This is a genomic window from Streptomyces alanosinicus, from assembly GCF_014650595.1.
Classification (GTDB): domain Bacteria; phylum Actinomycetota; class Actinomycetes; order Streptomycetales; family Streptomycetaceae; genus Streptomyces; species Streptomyces alanosinicus.
The window spans coordinates 75521-94137 of record NZ_BMVG01000027.1 but is presented as its reverse complement, the minus strand read 5'-3'; the positions used below and the strand labels follow the sequence as shown (position 1 = coordinate 94137).

The following is an 18617-nucleotide window of genomic DNA, read 5'->3' as shown; positions in this document are numbered from 1 at the left end:
GTGTCCGCGCCGACCTCCTCAAGGGAACGGATGAGGGACTGCGCACCCGTCACATGCTCGACGGGGGCGGACTGCTGTCCTCCGGATCGGGGCCGCGGCTGCGGATGGGCCCCGGTGGCCTGCTCGGTCATCGGCATTCTCTTCTCGATGCTGAGGGTTTTTGCGAGGTTTGTACGGAGTTCAAGCGCTGCACGAAAAGCACATGTGCAACAAAAAACCCCTCGTGCCGTAGGGCAAGCGAGGGGAGCGCGCCGGTGTGGTCGCTGGGGGTTCCGGATCGTCCTCCGGTGGGTCCCAGCTCAGCCGACGCGCTGTCCAAGTACGAGAATTCGGGTGCGCATGGCACTGACCCTCCCCCCGACGCGCACCGAGTGTCAAGTGGGTGGGACAGGAGTCTCAGAATGTGAGCGAAGGGCACTGCCGCCTCCCAGGACAGCGGGGACACCACCTGTGTACACCCCCGCACGCCCCTGCGGCTCCCTGAGACCGCCCGCGAACGCCGGTTCCGCCGGTGCGTGCGGCACCGGGTAGTGCCCGGTGCCCAGCGCCCGGCGCAGCCGGTACTCGTCCAGCGGCCCGGCGAACGCCATGCCCTGTCCGTGCGTGCAGCCCATCGCGCGCAGCGCGACGACCTGCTCCGGCAGATCCACGCCCTCGGCCACGGACTGCAGCCCGAGATCGCCGGCGATCCGCAGCAGACCGCCGGTGATCTTGTGCAGCCGCGCGGACTCCACGACACCCTCGACCAGGCTGCGATCGAGCCTCAGGACGTCGACGGGGAGCCTTCTGAGGGCCGTGATGGCCGCGTAGCCGCTGCCGAAGCCGTCCAGCGCGATCCGCACCCCGAGCCGGCTGAGCGCGGTCAGCCGGCGCTCCAGCTCGTCCAGGGAGATCCGCGGATCGGTGTCGGACAGCTCCACGACCAGCGCGCCGGGCGGCAGCCCGTGCCGGGTCAGCAGCGCCTCCACCGAGCCGAGCGGCATGGAGCGGTCCAGCAGCCGCCGGGCGCTCATCCGTACGGTCACCGGGACCACGACCCCGGTGGCCGCCCGCTCGGCGGCCTGCTCGACGGCCTCCTGCAGGATCCAGCGGTCCAGCTCGGCGGTCTTGTCGCCGTCCTCGGCCAACCGCAGGAACTCCGCCGGGGTGAACAGCACCCCCTGCGAGGAGCGCCAGCGCGCCTGCGCCGAGACCGCCGTGATCCGACCGCCGTCCAGACACACCACCGGCTGGTGCAGCAGCACGAACTCGCCGTCGTGCAGCGCGGCGCGCAGCCGGGTGGCCAGCTCCGCCTTGCGTACGACGTCCTGCTGCATCTGCGGCTTGTACAGCTCGACCCGGCCCTTGCCGGCCGATTTCGCGCGGTACATCGCGAGGTCGGCGTTGCGCAGCAGCTCGCCCGCGCCGAGTCCCGGTTCGGCGAAGGCGACGCCGATGGAGGCGTTGACCCGCACGTCCCTGCCGTCGATGGCGTACGGCTGGGAGAGGGTCAGCCTGAGGCGGTCGGCGAGCTCCAGGATGTTGCGCTCCCGGGCGGCGCGGTCCCGGGTGCCGTCCCCGACGATCAGGGCCGCGAACTCGTCGCCGCCCAGCCGGGACGCGGTGTCCCCGTGCCGGACCGCGTCCTGGAGTCTGCGGGCGGCCTGGACGAGCAGTTCGTCCCCGGCCTGGTGCCCGATCGTGTCGTTGACGGCCTTGAAGCCGTCCAGGTCGATGAAGAGCACGGCCGTGTTGCGCAGGGCGGCGCCCCGGTCGGTGGCACGGCGGCCGGACAGGGCCTGCTGGACACGCCGGGTGAACAGAGCGCGGTTGGGCAGGTCGGTCAGCGGGTCATGCTCGGCGTTGTGCTGCAACTGCGCCTGCAGGCGCACTCTTTCGGTCACGTCCCGGCTGTTGAAGATCAGCCCGCCGTGGTGACGGTTGACGGTCGACTCCACGTTGAGCCAGCCGCCCTCGCCCGACCGGAAACGGCACTCGATACGGGTGGTGGGTTCATCCAGCGGGCTCGCGGCGAGGAAGCGGCGCACCTCGTGCACCACGCAGCCCAGGTCCTCCGGGTGGATCAGACAGGCCAGCTCGCTGCCCACCAGGTCCTCGGCGGGCCGGCCGTAGACCCCGGCGGCGGCCGGGGAGACGTACCGCAGGACGCCGTTGGGCGCGGCGATCATGATCACGTCGCTGGAGCCCTGCACCAGGGAGCGGAAGTGGTTCTCCTTCTGGGCCAGTTCCTGGGTGAGGGTGATGTTGTCCAGCAGCATGATGCCCTGGCGCATGACGAGCGCGAGGACGACGGCGCCCGCGGTGATCAGGACCACGTGGTCGGGCCGGCGGCCGTTGAGGACGTTGTACAGGATGCCCAGGGTGCACACGGCGGCGGCGAGATACGGGGTGAGCGCGGCGAGGGAGCCGGTGAGCGGCCTGCCGGCCGGATACCGGCTGTGATCACCTCCCGGGGCGGGCACGGACACGTGCTGGTGGACCGTGCCGCGCTGTCCCGGCAGATGCTCGTGGACCACGCGGGTGTGCCCGTCCGGTACGTGCGTCTCCTGTGCGCCCTTGCCGCGCGGTGCGGCCCAGGGGGCGTAAGCGAGGAGCAGCGAACCGGCGAACCAGCCCGCGTCCAGCAGCTGGCCGGAGTGGTAACTGCTGTGCAGCAGCGGCGAGGTGAACAGCGCGTCGCACATCACGGTCAGCGCGAGCGCGCCGATCGCCGTGTTCACCGCCGTGCGGTTGCCCGGGGAGCGCCGGAAGTGCAGCGCGAGCACCATGCTGACCAGCGCGATGTCGAGCAGCGGGTACGCCAGCGACAGCGCGGTGTGCGCCACGCTCGGTCCGTCGAACCGGGCCGCCTGGGCGAGCGCGAGGCTCCACGACAGCGTGAGCAGCGAGCCGCCGATCAGCCAGGCGTCCAGCCCCAGGCAGATCCAGCCGGCCTTGGTCACCGGGCGCTTGGCGAGCACCAGCAGGCCCACGATGGCGGGCGGCGCGAAGCACAGGAAGAACAGGTCGGCGTAGGAGGGGCTGGGCACGGGCCGTCCGAGGACCACTTCGTACCACCCCCAGACCGCGTTGCCGAGGGCTGCCATCGCCGAGGAGAGGGCGAACAGCAGCCATGCCGAACGGAAGCGGACGCGTGCGTTACGGGCGTACAGGAAGCAGGAGACGGCGGCGGCGCCCGCCGCGGCGCTCAGCCCGAAGTCGCCCATGATCAGCGCCATTTCGCCCGAACCCCAGTCGAACGCGGCCCCCACGGCGTAGGCCGCGCAGACCAGGGCGAGAACGAGTTGCTCCAGCGTGCGGGTGCCCTCGTCGGCGGCCGGCCGGTGGGGCGGCGGCGCCTGCTGCGTGAGCGGTGCGCGCACCGCTCCGTCGAGGGCGGTCGTCATCGAGGGCGGCGCGCTCACCGGGGCCTCCCGGTCCGCGCCGCTCCCGGGTCCCGACGGTCCCGGTGCGCTGGATGCGTGTGCCTCCTGCGGCCGCTCGGCCTCCGCTGGTGATGGCTGGTGTGGTGGTCGCGCCTGCGCGCGGCCGTGCGCCAGGGCCGCCGTCGGCGGCTCCGCCGCGTCGGATCGTTCGTCCATAGGCCGTGCATCGCCCGTCGCCCCCCTCACAAATCTGAAATGTCCATCCCCGGCGCCGAATGTGGACGGCGCAGCCCCTGTCGGGACGATACACCAGGATCGTCACTCAGGGACATAGCTTCTCTACGCTCCGTGACGACCAGCGCGTATGCAAGTACAGGCCGCGTCCGAGAGGTTGCGGAGGGTGCCGGACGGACGCCCTACCGCTCTAACGAGGCAGGGGGCGGGGAGGACTACACCCCGGTCGTGACGATCACGTTGCGCAGCGGCTGGTCGTGCACGAAGCGGGTCAGCTGGTCGACGAGGAGCCGCTTGGCACGCGGCAGGAAGGCCGAGGAGGGCCCGCCCACATGCGGGCTGATGAGCAGGCCAGGGGCCTGCCAGAGCGGGTGTCCGGGCGGCAGCGGCTCGGGGTCGGTGACGTCGAGCGCCGCGCCGATACGGCCGCTCTCCAGCTCCGCCAGCAGTGCCTTGGTGTCGACGACGGGACCGCGCGCCACGTTGACGAGCAGCGCCCCGTCCTTCATCCGCGCGAGGAACTCGGCGTCCACCAGCCCCCGCGTCTCCTGCGTCAAGGGCGTGGACAGAATCACGACATCGGCGTGTGGAAGCAGAGAGGGCAATTCGGTGAGCGGGTGCACCAGACCGCGCGCCGTGGTGCGCTCGGAGCGCGCGACGCGCGCCACCCGCGCGAGTTCAAAAGGCGCGAGCCGGTCCTCGATGGCGGCGCCGATCGAGCCGTAGCCGACGATGAGGACGCTCTTGTCGGCGAGCGCCGGATGGAAGGCGTTCTCCCAGCGTTCCTGCTGCTGGGCGCGGACGAATCCGGGGATGCCGCGCAGGGAGGCGAGGGTCAGGGTGAGGGCGAGTTCGGCGGTGCTCGCCTCGTGCACCCCTCGCGCGTTGCACAGCCGCACGCCCGGCGGGATGACCGACAGCTGTGCGGTGATGTCGTCGACGCCGGCCGTCAGGGTCTGGATGACCCGGACACCGGTCATCCGCGCCAGCGGACGGGTCCTGACCGACAACCGCTTCATGTACGGCACCACGTACAGCACGCACTGTGCCGGGTCGCCGGGAAAGGGCTGGTCACCGTCCTCGCCGCCGTCCCAGAACAGATACCGGGGGCCCTCGGGAAGCCCCTCGATCCGCACCGGCTCGATGGGAAGCCACACATCAGCAGTCATGGCATGGAGGCTATGTCAGGTACGCGCGCGTGCAGAGGTTAGGTTGGGGGCCGGGCAGAGGGAGGTTCACGAGCAGGTGGAGCGCAGGACGATCGGCGCGGGGGCGCTCGCGGTGGGGGCCGTCGGACTCGGGTGCATGCCGATGAGCTGGGCGTACAGCGGATCACGGCAGCGGGGCGAGGCCTCGCTCAGGACCGTGCACCGGGCGCTGGACGCGGGCTCGACCCTCCTCGACACGGCGGACATGTACGGCCCGTTCACCAATGAGCTGCTGGTGGGCCGGGTGCTGAAGGAGCGGCGCGCGGACGCCTTCGTGTCCACGAAGGTAGGGCTGCTGGTGGGCGAGCAGCACATCGTGGCCAACGGCCGCCCCGGCTATGTGAAGCGGGCCTGCGACGCCTCGCTGCGGCGGCTGCAGACGGATGTGATCGACCTCTACCAGCTGCACCGCGCCGACCCCGAGATACCCGTCGAGGAGACCTGGGGTGCGATGGCCGAGCTGGTGCGGGCCGGCAAGGTGCGGGCGCTGGGCCTGTGCGCGGTGGGCGCGCGCGGTGGCCGCCGCTCCGGGGGCGGGATGCACGATGCGACCCTGCGCCAGCTGCAGCGAGTTCAGCAGGTGTTCCCGGTGGCCGCCGTGGAGGCGGAGCTGTCGGTGTGGTCGGCGGAGGCCCTGCGGGCGCTGCTGCCGTGGTGCGAGGCGCGGGGCGTGGGCTTCCTCGCGGCGATGCCGCTGGGCAACGGCTTCCTGACCGGCACGCTGACCCCCGGCGAGGGCTTCGAACCGGACGACGTCCGGGCCCGCCACCCCCGCTTCACGGCCGAGATGATGGCGGCCAACCAGCCGATCGTCGCGGGCCTGCGCCGCGTCGCGCGCCGCCACGGTGAGCACGTCACCCCGGCGCAGGTGGCCCTGGCCTGGGTCCTGGCCCAGGGCCGCCATGTGATCGCCCTCCCGGGTACGAAACAGGAACGCTGGGCCGTGGAGAACGCCGCGGCGAGCGGAGTCCGGCTGACCGGAGAGGACCTGACGGAGATCTCCCGCCTGCCGCCGGCACAGGGGTCCTGGGACTGACGGGGGCGTCTGGGTCGAGGCCGACGGAGGCGTCTGGGTCTGGGGGCCGACGGGCGCGGGTCTGGGGGCGAGGGGGGCGTCTGCGGCTGGGGCCGACGGGCACGTCTGAGTTCTGGGGGTCGACGGGCGCGTCTGCGTCTGGGGGCCGACGGGGTCGCCCGGGTTCGGCGGGTGGCTTACGGCAAGCGGCTCGCGCCGACCGGGCGTCGGGGGTTTGCGGAGTCGATCGAGGCCGAGCGGGAACCCGGGCGGAGCCGGCGGGGTAGACGGGGTAGGAGAGGTAGCAACTGTCTGTGGGCACCACCTCGAAGGGACCGTGATCGTGCGACGTCGAGCCGTGCCGGCCGTGTCGGCCGTGGCCGCCCTCCTGCTCGCCGCCGGCTGCTCCTCCGGCGCAGGGGTATCCCCTGGCGCCGGCGGGCGGACGGCCCCCACGGACCCGGCCGCGGGTACGACCCCCTCCGGCCGGGCCACCGGGCCGGTGCCGCCGGCCAAGGGCTCGGTGAAGGTGCTGCGCACCGTGGCCGAGGGCCTCAGGACACCGTGGGGACTGGCCCCGCTGCCCGACGGCGGTCTGCTGGTGTCCTCCCGCGACGACGGGACGATCACCCGGATCGACGAGAAGACGGGCCGCAGGACCGAACTGGGCACGGTCTCCGGGGTCTCCCCGGCGGGCGAGGGCGGTCTGCTGGGCATCGCCCTCTCCCCCGGCTACGCCTCGGACCACATGATCTACGCCTATTTCACCTCGGCGTCCGACAACCGCGTCGTCCGTGTGCTGTACGACGAGCGAAAGCCGGCCGGTGAGCAACTGGGCGCCCCGGACACGGTGTTCAAGGGCATCCCCAAGGGCCGTGTCCACAACGGCGGCCGGATCGCGTTCGGCCCGGACGGGATGCTGTACGCGGGCACCGGGGAGAGCGGCGAGCGTGGCCTGGCCCAGGACCGGAAGTCCCTGGGCGGCAAGATCCTGCGCCTGACCCCGGAGGGCGAACCGGCCCCGGGCAACCCCTTCCCCGGCTCCCCCGTGTACTCGCAGGGCCACCGCAATGTCCAGGGCCTGGCCTGGGACGACCGACAGCGGCTGTTCGCCTCGGAGTTCGGCCAGGACACCTGGGACGAACTCAACGCGATCAAGCCGGGCGGAGACTACGGCTGGCCGCGGGCCGAAGGCAGGTCCTCCGATGCCGCGTTCCAGAATCCGGTCGCCCAGTGGCACACCGATGACGCCTCGCCCAGCGGCATCGCCTATGTCAAGGGCGTGATCTGGATGGCCGGTCTGAAGGGCCGGCGCCTGTGGCGCATCCCGCTGCGGGGCGTCCAGGCCGCGGCGGCACCCCAGGCCTTCCTCGGCGGACAGTACGGCCGGCTGCGCACGGTGGTCCCGGCGGGCGGCGACAAGGTGTGGCTGGTGACGAGCAACACGGACGGCCGGGGCCACCCGCGGAAGGGAGACGACCGTGTGCTGGAGGTGGAGGTGTCCTAGGGCCTGTCCGGCGGACCGCTCACGCCTCTGCGGCGTCCTCTCGCACCTCTTCGGCGTCCTCCCGCGCGCCTTCGGTGTCCTCTCGGCGACCGTCCGACCGCTCCTCCTCGGCGGGCGAGGGGCCGGCCAGGCGTATGACCGCCCTGCCCGACGACAGATCTATCGGACCCCGCCCGGGATCGGCGTCTCCCACGTCCTCGCGGGTCAGCTCCAAACGATTCTGCTCGTCCCGGGTGTGTTTGCGGCCGGGCGCGAACAGTTCCTCGAAGGCGTTGAACACGGTCCCCCCGCTTTCTCCCCCTTGTGGCTTTTCTTCAGCGTACGTCCGGGCGCGCCCTTCAGACGGTGAGCGTCTCGGCCGGGAACAGTTCCAGCCGGTGCGCCATCGCCGCCGCCTCGCCCCGGCCCGAGACGCCGAGCTTGCCCAGGATGTTGGAGACATGGACGCTCGCGGTCTTCGGGGAGATGAACAGCTCCTCGGCTATCTGCCGGTTGGTGCGGCCGGCCGAGACCAGGCGCAGCACGTCCCGCTCCCGGCTGGTGAGGCCGAGGGCCTCGGCCGGGTCGGCGGGGGCGAGGGCCGCACCGGCCGCGCGGGTCAGGATGAGGCGGGCGCGCTGCGCGAGGCGGGTGACGGCGTCGGCGAGGGACCGGGCGTCGAGGTGCGCGGCGACCGCGGCGGCCAGCCGGAGCAGCTCCGTCGCGCGCTCGCGCTCCTCGTCGCCGCCGACGGCGAGGAGTGCCGCGGCGAGGCGGTGGCGGACCCGGGCCAGTTCGTAGGGGCGGTCCAGGCACTCGAAGGCGGTGACGACCGGCGACCAGTCGTCGGGGGTGTCCGTGGCCTCGGCGCGCCGCAGTTCCGCGCGGGTCCAGAGGTCGTAGGCCTGCCAGAGCGGGGCGCCGGTGGCCAGTGACCGAGCGGCTTCGCGGAGGCGGTCGAGGATCTCGGTGCGGCCGGCCCGGCCGGCGGGCAGGGCGCGGGTCTCGGCCTCCGCGGTGGCGGCGGCCCGCAGCAGCGGCCAGCCGTAGCGCTGGGTGCCGGGCGGGAAACCGGCGTCCAGGGCACGGAGCAGCTCGGCGCGCGCGTCGTCGATCCGGCCCTCCTCGGCGGCGACGCCGAGGGCGACCCGGGCCAGCGGCAGGGACTGCTGGGGCATGGGGTCGTGGGTGCCCCAGTGGCCGCGGGCGGCGGCGAGTTGCCGGCCGGCCTCGGCGAGGTCGCCGCGGGCCAGGGCGAGATGGGCCAGGCGCAGGGCGCCCGCGCCGCGCGGCTTGGCGCTGTGCCCGACCCCGGTCGCGTGGGTGGCGGTCTCGGCGGCCTCGGTCCACTGTCCGAGCGCGTAGAGCGCCGCGGACAGATTGCCCCGCATCCACGCCTCGGAGTCCATCAGCCCGTACTCGCGGGCGAAGGCGATGCCTTCGCGCAGGAGGGAGGCGGCCTCCCGGCTGCGGCCAACGCTCTGGAGCTCGGACGGCAGGTTCACATAAGCACGGCCCGCGACATCGTGCACGCCCTCCGCGAGGGTGTCCCGCAGCACCTGTCGCATCTCCGCGAGCCCGGTCTCGTAGTCGCCGGAGTCCACCTTGAGAACGCCGAGGGTGAGGCGGGCGTGCAGTTCGATGTCGCGGGCGCCGACCATGCGCGCGTACTCGACGGCGCGCTCGGCGGCGGCGAAGGCCTCGGGTCCGGGCCGGTGCAGCATGGACCAGTTGGCGACGAGGGCCAGCACCTCGGCGTGCACCTCGGACGGGGGCAGTCCGCGCACCAGGTCCTGGGCGGTGGCCAGTGCCTGCCAGCCGTCACCGCGGGCCTGGGCCTGGACGAGCCGGGAGCGCTGCACCCAGAACCAGGCGGCGCGCAAGGGGTCCGGGTCGTCGTCGAGCAGGCGCAGCGCCCGCTTGGTGATCTTCAGTGCGCGTTCGCGTTCGCCGCCGAAGCGGCCCGCGACGGCGGCCTCGGCCATCAGGTCGAGATAGCTCAGCGGAGTCGTGGCCGTGTCGCCGCCGCTGGTGGTCCCGCCACGCCTTTCGGGCAGTGGGGGAGGATAGACCTCGATGCAGTCGACCGGACGCAGGGCGGAGCGCACCTCCTCCGGAGCGCTGTCCCACAGCTCCATCGCCCGCTCCAGGAGCCCGAGTTGCTCGGTGTAGGCGTGCCGGCGGCGGGCCACGACGGAGGCGGCCAGGACGGCGGGCAGGGCCTTGGCGGCGTCCCGCGCGTGGTACCAGTAGCTGGCCAGGCGCATCACGCGCGCGTCGGCGGGGACGAGCGTGGGGTCGGCCTCCACGGCTTCGGCGTAGCGGCGGTTGAGCCGGGAGCGTTCGCCGGGCAGCAGGTCGTCGGCGACGGCCTCGCGGACCAGGGAGTGCCGGAAGCGGTAGCCGTCGCCGGCCTGGGCGACGGTGAGGATGTTGGCGCCGACGGCGGCCCGCAGCGCCTCGATGAGATCGTCCTCGGTGAGCCCGGCGACGGCGACGATCAGCCGGTACTCCACGGTGGAGCCGCCCTCGGCGACGACCCGGGCGACCCGCTGGGCGCTCTCGGGCAGTGTCTCGACCCGGACCAGCAGCAGGTCGCGCAGGGAGTCGGTGAGACCGGTGCAGTTGCCCTCGCAGTCGGAGACGGCGAGTTCCTCGACGAAGAACGCGTTGCCGTCGGAGCGTTCGAAGATCTCGTCCACCCGGGCGGGGTCGGGTTCGGCGGCGAGGATGCCGGCGATCTGGCGGCCGACCTCCTCGCGGGTGAAGCGGGCGAGTTCGATGCGGCGGACGGTGCGCAGCCGGTCCAGTTCGGCGAGCAGGGGGCGCAGCGGGTGGCGGCGGTGGATGTCGTCGGAGCGATAGCTGGCGAGGACGAGGAGCCGGCCGGCGCGCAGCGTGCGGAAGAGGTAGGCGAGGAGGTGGCGGGTGGAGGCGTCGGCCCAGTGCAGGTCCTCCAGCACCAGCGCGACCGGCTGCTCGGCGGCGACCCGCTCCAGCAGACGGGCGGTCAGTTCGAACAGGCGGGCCATGCCCTGCTCGTCGTGGCGGCCGGCGCCGGCCTCGCCCAGGTCGGGCAGGAGGCGGGCCAATTCCTCCTCCTGACCCCGCGCGGCGGCGGCGAACTCCTCGGGCAGGGCGTCACGCAGGGCGCGCAGGGCGGTGGAGAAGGGCGCGAACGGCAGTCCGTCGGCGCCGATCTCCACACAGCCACCGACCGCGACGACCGCATGCCGGCCGGCGGCCGCGGCGAACTCCTCGACGAGGCGGGTCTTGCCGACTCCCGCCTCGCCGCCGAGCAGCAGCGCCTGCGGCTCGCCGGCGCGGGCGCGGGCGAGCGCGCCGTTCAACGTGTGCAGTTCGTCGGCGCGGCCGACGAACACGGGACTGACGGACCTGGTCTCCACGGGCCCGAGCATCGCACGAGGCCCGGACAGCACGGCAGTGGTTTTCCACAGGTCCGGTGCGATCGTCGTACCGGTGGCCGACCCCCGTACGGCCACCAGGCTGGCGGGCCGGGCCCGGCCCGCCGGTCCGGGGCTCACGCGGTGCGCGGGATCCGGCGCCTGCGGGGGCGGTCGGTATGGGACTCGGCGGCCGGGGCCTCGTGGCCGGCGGAGGCGGCGCCACGGACGGTGCGCCGGGCTCGGACGACCGCGCGGGCCAGGCGCTGCTGCTCGGCCTCGCGGATCAGCTGGGCGGAGCGCATCTTGTGGTACTCGAACTCGATCACGGTGTGTCCTTCGGGGAGAGTCGGTGTGGTGCGTCGCTTTCTGCGATGCCTCCACCTTCGTCTCCCAGGGGGGTGTGCCACATCGGGAGAGTTCCGCATCTTGGGGCGGCGTACGGGCCGTGCGCGCGCGTAAGGGGCCTCAGAGAGTCCATAAGGTGCTCATGGATTCCCTAAGGCCCCTGGGACCTGCGGGTTCTCAGCCCGTCGAGGGCAGGCCGAGGAGGGCGTCGGAGTACTTCAGGACGGCCAGCAGCAGGCCGATGGCGCCGAGCCAGACACCCGCCCAGGCGACCGACCTGATCCAGGGGGCCTGCGGGCGGCCGGGCGTGCCGAAGGCGGGCCGCACGAGCACGACCACGGCCGTGAGCAGCGCCGCCAGCGCGAACAGGCCGGCCCACAGGGCGGTGCTGTGCCAGGCGTTGCCGTAGACCGCCTTGATCTGGGTGGCGACGCTCGCCGTGGAGGAGGTCCGCAGCTGGCCTTCGAGTTGCTGGCGGGCACCGGCGACGGTGCCGATCCAGCCGCCGCTGAGCGAGACGAGGCCCAGCGCGGCGGAGACGACGGCACCGGCGCCCTGCCCGACCCCGGAAGCCACGTCGCCGCCGTCCGCGTCGCCGTCCGCGTCGGCATCCAGGTCGGCATCGGTCTCGGTCCCGGCGTCCGCGTCGCCGTCGCCGTCGGCGTTCTGCGCCCCTTCGGCCGCGTCCAGGCCCTCGGCCTCCCCGGCCTCGGCCCGCGCATCCTCCCCGGCCTCCGTGGCCTCCGTCCCCTCCGTGACCTCCGTCTTCTCGTCGTCTCGCGCCTCGGCGCCTTCCTCAGTCTTCGTAGCCATGCCAGGCACCGTACGGACGCTGTCTGAGAGGTCTCTTAATGATCGTCTAATGATCGCCGTGCGCCGTACGCGCGCGTGCCGCACGCCATTCCGGGGCGAGCACGGCCCAGATCTCGGTGCTGGTGCGCACGCCCCGGTGCGGGAAGTTCTCGCGGAGCACGCCCTCGCGGGTCATGCCGAGCCGCCGGGCCACGTTGATGCTGGGCTCGTTGGCCGAGGACGCGTGCCACTCCACGCGGTGCATGCCGCGCTCCTCGAAGGCCCAGTCCAGCAGCACCCGCATGCCCCGGGCGACCAGTCCGCGCCCGGCCGCCGCCGGCTCCAGCCAGCAGCCGGCCTCGCACACTCCGCCCGGGGTGTCCCACACCCGGAACAGCACCCCGCCGACCAGCTTCCCGTCCAGCCAGATGCCGTGCAGGCCGCCGCCGTCGACGGCGCGCCGGTCGGCGTACGACTTCAGCCAGGACCGGGCGCCCTCCAGGTCGCAGACCACCTCGGGCAGGGAGATGTGCCGGCCGATGAACTCCCGTCCCCGGTCGATGTGGGCGAGGAGCTCCTCGGCGTGCCACACCTCCAGGGGCCGCAGCTCGGCGCCGTCGTCACCCAGGGATATCGCGTACATCGCGGTGCTCTTCCTCCCGCAGTTCCTCCACCTGGACCCCGCCGAGCCTCTCATGGGCGGCCCGGCACTCGGGCGGCTCGATGCTGACGCGGGGCAGCCGGCGCGCCAGCCAGCCGGGCAGCCACCAGTTGGCGGCGCCGAGCAGATGCATCAGCGCGGGCACGAGCAGGGTGCGCAGCACGAAGGCGTCCAGGGCGACGGCGGCGGCCAGCGCGATGCCGAACATCGCGATCACACGGTCGCCGCTGAGCACGAAGGCGAGGAAGACCGAGATCATGATGACGGCGGCGGAGTTGATCACCCGGCTGGTCTCGGCGAGGCCGACGCGGACGGCGCGCCGGTTGTCACCGGTCTCCAGCCACTCCTCGTACATCCGGCTGACCAGGAAGACCTGGTAGTCCATGGAGAGGCCGAACAGCACCGACACCATGATGACCGGCAGGAACGGCTCGATGGGACCGGCCCGGCCGAGGCCGAGCAGTTCGCTGCCCCAGCCCCACTGGAAGACGGCGACGACGACACCGAACGCGGCGGCCACGGCGGCGATGTTCATCGCGGCGGCCTTCAGCGGGATGCCGAGCGAGCGGAACGCGACGAGCAGCAGCAGGCAGCCGAGCCCGATGACCGCGCCGACGAACAACGGCAGTTTGCCGACAATCACATCCGCGAAGTCGTCGTAGCCGGCGGTGACCCCGCCGACCTGGAGGTCGAGGGAGGTGCCGGTCTGTGCGCGCGGCAGCACCTCGGTGCGCAGCCGGTCCACGAGGTCGCTGGTGTGCTGCGACTGGGGTGCGGAGTCGGGGACGACGGTGAGGGAGGCGGTGCCGCCGCCGGTGGCGTAGGTGACCGGGGTGACGGAGGCGACGCCCGGGGTGGCGCGCAGGGTGTCGTCGAGGTTGTCCAGGGCGAGCCTGTCGGCGCCGCCGTCCACCCGGGTCACCAGGGTGAGCGGGCCGTTCACGCCGGGTCCGAAACCGTCGGCGAGCAGGTCGTAGGCCTTGCGGGTGGTGGCGGTGCGCGGGTCGTTGCCCTGGTCGGAGGTGCCGAGATGGAGGGAGAGGGTCGGCAGGGCGAGGAGGGCGATGACGGCGACGGCGAGCGTGCCGAGCAGCTTGGGGCGGCGTTCGACGAGCGCCGACCAGCGGGCGGCGAGGCCGGTGGGCAGTTCCGGGCGGGGCCCGTGCTCGGCGAGCCGGCGCCGCTCGCGGCGGCTGAGGGCGCGGGGGCCGAGGTACGACAGCAGGGCGGGCAGCAGGGTGACCGAGGCGGCGACGGTGAGCACCACCGTCAGCGACGCGGCCACGGCGACCCCGTTGAGGAAGCCCAGCCGCAGGGTCAGCATCCCCAGCAGGGCTATGCACACCGTCGCACCCGCGAACACGACCGCGCGCCCGGTGGTGGCCACGGCGTGTACGGCGGACTCGGTGACGCTCAGGCCGCGTTTCAGTCCGCGCCGGTGCCGGGTCACGATGAACAGCGCGTAGTCGATGCCGACGCCGAGGCCGATCAGCATGCCGAGCATGGGGGCGAAGTCGGCGACCGTCATGGCGTGTCCGAGCAGCCCGATGCCGGCGTAGGCGGTGCCCACGCCGACGAGCGCGGTGGCGATCGGCAGCAGCGAAGCGGCGAGCGAGCCGAAGGCGAGGAACAGCACGACGGCCGCGACGAGTACGCCGACCAGCTCGGCGGTGTGCTCGCGCGGGGACTGGGTGAGCCCGATGGCGCTGCCGCCCAGCTCGACCTGGAGTCCGTCGCCCTTGGCGGCCCTGGCGGTGTCCACCACGGCCCGTGCCTCGGACGCCCCGATGTCCTCGACGGGCCGGGTGAAGGTGACGGTGGCGTAGGCCGTGCGGCCGTCGGCGCTGATCCGGTGCGTGCCGTCACCGTCGTCCGGGCCGCTGACCGAGGCGACGCCGGGCAGGGCGGCGATCCGGTCCAGGGTGCTGTTCATGGTCTGTTCGACGTCGGCGGCGCGGACGGTGCCGGTGACGGTGTGCCAGACGACGGTGTCGCTGTCTCCGCCGAGGCCCGGGAAGCCCTCTTCGAGCAGTCGCGTCGCGCGGCCGGACTCGGTGCCGGGGACCTCGTAGTCGTTCGAGTACGAAGAACCGGCCACGGTGGCGGCGGCGGTGACGCCGCCGAAGGCGAGGAGCCACAGCAGCACGGTGATCAGCCGATGCCGGACACACCAACGGGCGAGGTCTGCCACGGACGTGCTCCCAGAGGACGATGTGTGGTTCTTTGGCCGGGAACGATCGCCAAAAGCCGAACAGCCCGCAAAGAAGGTATGAGCAACCGCAGGACACTCTTGCAGGCGAATATGATCGTTTGCCGCGTTCGTGGGGTTATTCACAGGAGTGGGAGGGACGTCACAGGACATCCCGGCGAACTCCGTCATCCCGAGCGGCACTTCGCCGGCCTCAGTCGGACTGGTCTCCGAACGCCATGATCGCGGTCCCCGCGATCAACAGCCACAAGGCCCTGCGGGTACGGCCCCTGGCTCCGAGCACCGCGGCCAGCGCGCACACGGCGGCGCCGAGGGCGAACGCGGCGGGGACACGGGCCGGCGCGGCACCGGTGAACCGCACCAGGGCGGCCGCCAGCCCCGCGAGCGCGAGCAGCGCCCCGGTGGCGGCCGCGACCCAACGGGCCCGCCGGGCCTCCCCGATCGGCTGGTCTCCCCCCGGCTGCTCCGCGTTCTCCGCTATCGCGGGTCCGACATCGGAATCGGTGCGTCCACTCATGGCGGGCGAGCGTAGTGCCTTCGGCCCCGAACAGGTGCGGCGGGGCCGCACGACACGCGTACGGCCCCGGAGGGCGGGCCTTCCGGGGCCGTACCGTGTGCGCGTCGGGCTCAGCCCTCGCTCACGCCCAGCTTCTGAAGGATCAGTTCCTTCACGCGGGCCGCGTCGGCCTGACCGCGGGTCGCCTTCATGACCGCGCCGACCAGGGCGCCGGCCGCGGCCACCTTGCCGCCGCGGATCTTGTCGGCGACGCCCGGGTTGCCGGCGATGGCCTCGTCGACGGCCGTGCCGAGGGCCGAGTCGTCGGAGACCACCTTGAGACCGCGCTTGTCGACGACCTCGTCCGGGGTGCCTTCGCCCGCGAGGACGCCCTCGATGACCTGGCGGGCCAGCTTGTCGTTCAGGTCGCCGGAGCTGACCAGCTCGGTGACCCGAGCGACCTGCTGCGGCGTGATCGCCAGCTCGTCCAGGGACACACCGGACTCGTTGGCGCTGCGCGCCAGTTCGCCCATCCACCACTTGCGGGCGGAGGCCGCGTCGGCACCGGCCTCGATCGTGGTGACGATCGGGTCCAGGGCGCCGGCGTTGAGGATCGCCTGCATGTCGGTGGCGGTGATGCCCCACTCGGCGAGCAGCCGGGTACGGCGGACGAGCGGCAGCTCGGGCAGCGCCGCGCGGATCTCCTCGACCCACTCGCGCGAGGGTGCGACGGGGACCAGGTCGGGCTCCGGGAAGTACCGGTAGTCCTCGGCCTCCTCCTTCACGCGGCCCGAGGTCGTGGACCCCGTGTCCTCGTGGAAGTGGCGGGTCTCCTGGATGATCGTCCCGCCGTCGCCGAGCACGGCCGCGTGCCGCATGATCTCGAAGCGGGCCGCGCGCTCCACCGAGCGCAGCGAGTTGACGTTCTTCGTCTCGCTGCGGGTGCCGAACTTCTCGGCGCCCTTCGGCATCAGCGACAAGTTCACGTCGCAGCGCATCTGGCCCATCTCCATGCGGGCCTCGGACACGCCGAGGGCACGGATGACCTCGCGCAGCTCACGGACGTACGCCTTGGCCACCTCGGGGGCGCGCTCGCCGGCGCCGACGATGGGCTTGGTGACGATCTCGATGAGCGGGATGCCGGCGCGGTTGTAGTCCAGCAGGGAGTGGGACGCGCCGTGGATACGGCCGGTGGCGCCGCCGACGTGCGTCGACTTGCCGGTGTCCTCCTCCATGTGGGCGCGCTCGATCTCCACGCGGAAGGTCTCGCCGTCCTCCAGCTGCACGTCGAGGTAGCCGCCGAAGGCGATCGGCTCGTCGTACTGGGAGGTCTGGAAGTTCTTCGGCATGTCCGGATAGAAGTAGTTCTTCCGGGCGAAGCGGCACCACTCGGCGATCTCGCAGTTCAGCGCGAGACCGATCTTGATCGCGGACTCGACGCCGGTCGCGTTGACGACGGGCAGGGCGCCGGGCAGGCCGAGGCAGGTCGGGCAGGTCTGCGAGTTGGGCTCGGCGCCCAGCTCGGTCGAACACCCGCAGAACATCTTGGTCTTGGTGCCGAGTTCGACATGGACCTCAAGGCCCATGACGGGGTCGTACGACGCCAGCGCGTCCTCGTACGACACCAGGTCGGTCGTGGTGGTCACGGTGAAAACTTCCCTCTCAGCCCAGCAGGACGTCGTCGTCGCCCAGCCGCTTCAGCTCGCGGTAGAGGATCGCGAGGCCGGTCACGATCGCCACGGCGGAGACCGTGGCGTCGATCAGCCGCAGCGTGTCGTGCTCGGCGCGGGCCTTCTTGATCTGCTTGGTGACCCCGATCGCGCCGAACGCGGTGGTGGCCATCGACAGGTACGTACCGGACTTGGACTTCTTGAAGTCCTTGGCCTTGGACAGCTTGCTCACAGCGACGGAGCCTCCTCCAGCAGCGGGTGTCCCCACTTTTCCACGAAGGCGGCCTCGACGGCGGCGCCCACCTTGTACAGGCGGTCGTCCTGCATCGCCGGGGCGATGATCTGCAGGCCCACCGGGAGGTTGTCCTCCGGGGCGAGACCGCAGGGCAGGGACATGGCCGCGTTGCCCGCCAGGTTGGTCGGGATGGTGCACAGGTCCGCGAGGTACATCGCCATCGGGTCGTCGGCGCGCTCGCCGATCGCGAAGGCGGTGGTGGGCGTCGTGGGAGACACGATCACATCCACCTGCTCGAAGGCCTTCTCGAAGTCGCGCGTGATGAGCGTGCGGACCTTCTGGGCCGAGCCGTAGTACGCGTCGTAGTACCCGCTCGACAGGGCGTACGTGCCGAGCATGATGCGGCGCTTGACCTCGGGTCCGAAGCCGGCCTCGCGGGTGAAGGAGGTGACCTCCTCGGCGGAGTGCGTGCCGTCGTCACCCGTCCGCAGGCCGTAGCGCAGGCCGTCGAAGCGGGCGAGGTTGGAGGAGCACTCGGAGGGCGCGATCAGGTAGTACGCCGACAGCGCGAGGTCGAAGGACGGGCAGTCCAGCTCGACGATCTCGGCGCCCAGCTCCTTCAGCAGTTCGACGGACTCGTCGAAGCGCTGGATGACACCGGCCTGGTAGCCCTCGCCACGGAACTGCTTGACGACGCCGACGCGCATGCCCTGGACGCTGCCGTTGCGGGCGGCCTCGACGACCGGCGGGACCGGGGCGTCGATGGAGGTGGAGTCGAGCGGGTCGTGCCCGGCGATGACCTCGTGCAGCAGGGCCGCGTCCAGGACCGTACGGGCGCAGGGCCCGCCCTGGTCGAGGGAGGACGAGAACGCCACCATGCCGAAGCGGGAGACCGCGCCGTACGTCGGCTTCACGCCGACGGTGCCGGTGACGGAGGCCGGCTGGCGGATGGAGCCGCCGGTGTCGGTGCCGATGGCGAGGGGGGCCTCGAAGGAGGCGAGCGCGGCGGAGGAACCGCCGCCGGAGCCGCCGGGGATCTTGGTGAGGTCCCACGGGTTGCCGGTCGGGCCGTACGCGCTGTTCTCGGTGGAGGACCCCATGGCGAACTCGTCCATGTTGGTCTTGCCGAGGATGACGACGTCGGCGGCCTTCAGCCGCTTGGTGAGCGTCGCGTCGTACGGCGGGATCCAGCCTTCGAGGATCTTCGAACCGACGGTCGTGGGCACGCCCTCGGTGGTGAAGATGTCCTTGAGGGCGAGGGGCACGCCGGCGAGCGGGCCGAGCTCCTCCCCCCGCGCGCGCTTCTCGTCGACAGCGCGGGCCTGGGCGAGGGCGCCCTCGCGGTCGACGTGCAGGAAGGCGTGCACCTTCTCGTCGACGGCCTCGATGCGGGCGAGGTGGGCCTCGGTGACCTCGACGGCCGTCAGCTCGCCGGAGGCGATCTTCCCGGCGATCTGCGCGGCCGTGAGCTTGATGATGTTGCTGTCCGTCATG

The 18617-nt window shown here is 72.5% G+C and carries 14 protein-coding genes; 2 read left to right on the top strand and 12 right to left on the bottom strand.

Annotated elements, in window-relative coordinates; genetic code table 11:
* Positions 1-374: 374 nt before the first annotated feature.
* Both IE277_RS34540 and IE277_RS34535 read right to left on the bottom strand, forming a co-directional pair.
* Positions 375-3404 carry a putative bifunctional diguanylate cyclase/phosphodiesterase gene (locus IE277_RS34540; RefSeq protein ID WP_189957685.1) on the bottom strand — a complete coding sequence of 1010 codons (3030 nt, stop codon included), beginning with the start codon at positions 3402-3404 and terminating at the stop codon, positions 375-377.
* A 410-nt stretch (positions 3405-3814) separates the two neighbouring features.
* The gene (locus tag IE277_RS34535; RefSeq protein ID WP_189957684.1) at positions 3815-4768 is read right to left on the bottom strand and encodes a 2-hydroxyacid dehydrogenase; all 954 of its coding nucleotides are present in this window, start codon (positions 4766-4768) and stop codon (positions 3815-3817) included.
* 76 nt (positions 4769-4844) lie between these two features.
* On the opposite strand from IE277_RS34535, the gene IE277_RS34530 reads away from it, so the two are divergent.
* Positions 4845-5843 carry an aldo/keto reductase gene (locus IE277_RS34530; protein ID WP_189957683.1) on the top strand — a complete coding sequence of 333 codons (999 nt, stop codon included), beginning with the start codon at positions 4845-4847 and terminating at the stop codon, positions 5841-5843.
* A gap of 322 nt (positions 5844-6165) precedes the next feature.
* On the top strand, positions 6166-7329 hold the full coding sequence (locus IE277_RS34525; RefSeq protein ID WP_373310954.1) for a PQQ-dependent sugar dehydrogenase: 1164 nt from the start codon (positions 6166-6168) through the stop codon (positions 7327-7329).
* A gap of 19 nt (positions 7330-7348) precedes the next feature.
* Here the strand turns inward: IE277_RS34525 and IE277_RS34520 are convergent, their stop codons facing one another.
* The 10 genes from IE277_RS34520 to gatA form a co-directional block, all read right to left on the bottom strand.
* Positions 7349-7609: a DUF6191 domain-containing protein gene (locus IE277_RS34520; protein WP_189957682.1), complete on the bottom strand. Its 261-nt coding sequence runs from the start codon at positions 7607-7609 to the stop codon at positions 7349-7351.
* A gap of 58 nt (positions 7610-7667) precedes the next feature.
* Positions 7668-10727 (bottom strand): helix-turn-helix transcriptional regulator, encoded by a 3060-nt coding sequence (locus tag IE277_RS34515; protein ID WP_189957688.1) that lies wholly within the window; start codon positions 10725-10727, stop codon positions 7668-7670.
* 122 nt (positions 10728-10849) lie between these two features.
* Positions 10850-11041 carry a hypothetical protein gene (locus IE277_RS34510; RefSeq protein WP_189957681.1) on the bottom strand — a complete coding sequence of 64 codons (192 nt, stop codon included), beginning with the start codon at positions 11039-11041 and terminating at the stop codon, positions 10850-10852.
* A gap of 196 nt (positions 11042-11237) precedes the next feature.
* Positions 11238-11873, bottom strand: a complete 636-nt coding sequence (locus IE277_RS34505; RefSeq protein WP_189957680.1) for a hypothetical protein — start codon at positions 11871-11873, stop codon at positions 11238-11240.
* A 46-nt stretch (positions 11874-11919) separates the two neighbouring features.
* On the bottom strand, positions 11920-12495 hold the full coding sequence (locus IE277_RS34500; RefSeq protein WP_189957679.1) for a GNAT family N-acetyltransferase: 576 nt from the start codon (positions 12493-12495) through the stop codon (positions 11920-11922).
* Positions 12473-14704 carry an MMPL family transporter gene (locus tag IE277_RS34495; protein WP_189957678.1) on the bottom strand — a complete coding sequence of 744 codons (2232 nt, stop codon included), beginning with the start codon at positions 14702-14704 and terminating at the stop codon, positions 12473-12475. The genes IE277_RS34500 and IE277_RS34495 overlap by 23 nt, the downstream gene beginning before the upstream one ends.
* A 211-nt stretch (positions 14705-14915) precedes the next feature.
* Entirely contained in the window at positions 14916-15239 is a 324-nt protein-coding gene (locus IE277_RS34490; protein WP_189957677.1) for a hypothetical protein, read from the bottom strand.
* A gap of 110 nt (positions 15240-15349) precedes the next feature.
* Positions 15350-16864, bottom strand: coding sequence for an Asp-tRNA(Asn)/Glu-tRNA(Gln) amidotransferase subunit GatB (gene gatB, locus IE277_RS34485; RefSeq protein WP_189957676.1), 1515 nt, complete (start codon positions 16862-16864; stop codon positions 15350-15352).
* Between the two features lie 16 nt (positions 16865-16880).
* Entirely contained in the window at positions 16881-17120 is a 240-nt protein-coding gene (locus tag IE277_RS34480) for a hypothetical protein (protein WP_053662973.1), read from the bottom strand.
* Positions 17117-18616: an Asp-tRNA(Asn)/Glu-tRNA(Gln) amidotransferase subunit GatA gene (gatA, locus tag IE277_RS34475; RefSeq protein ID WP_373310953.1), complete on the bottom strand. Its 1500-nt coding sequence runs from the start codon at positions 18614-18616 to the stop codon at positions 17117-17119. The genes IE277_RS34480 and gatA overlap by 4 nt, the downstream gene beginning before the upstream one ends.
* Position 18617 lies beyond the last annotated feature (1 nt).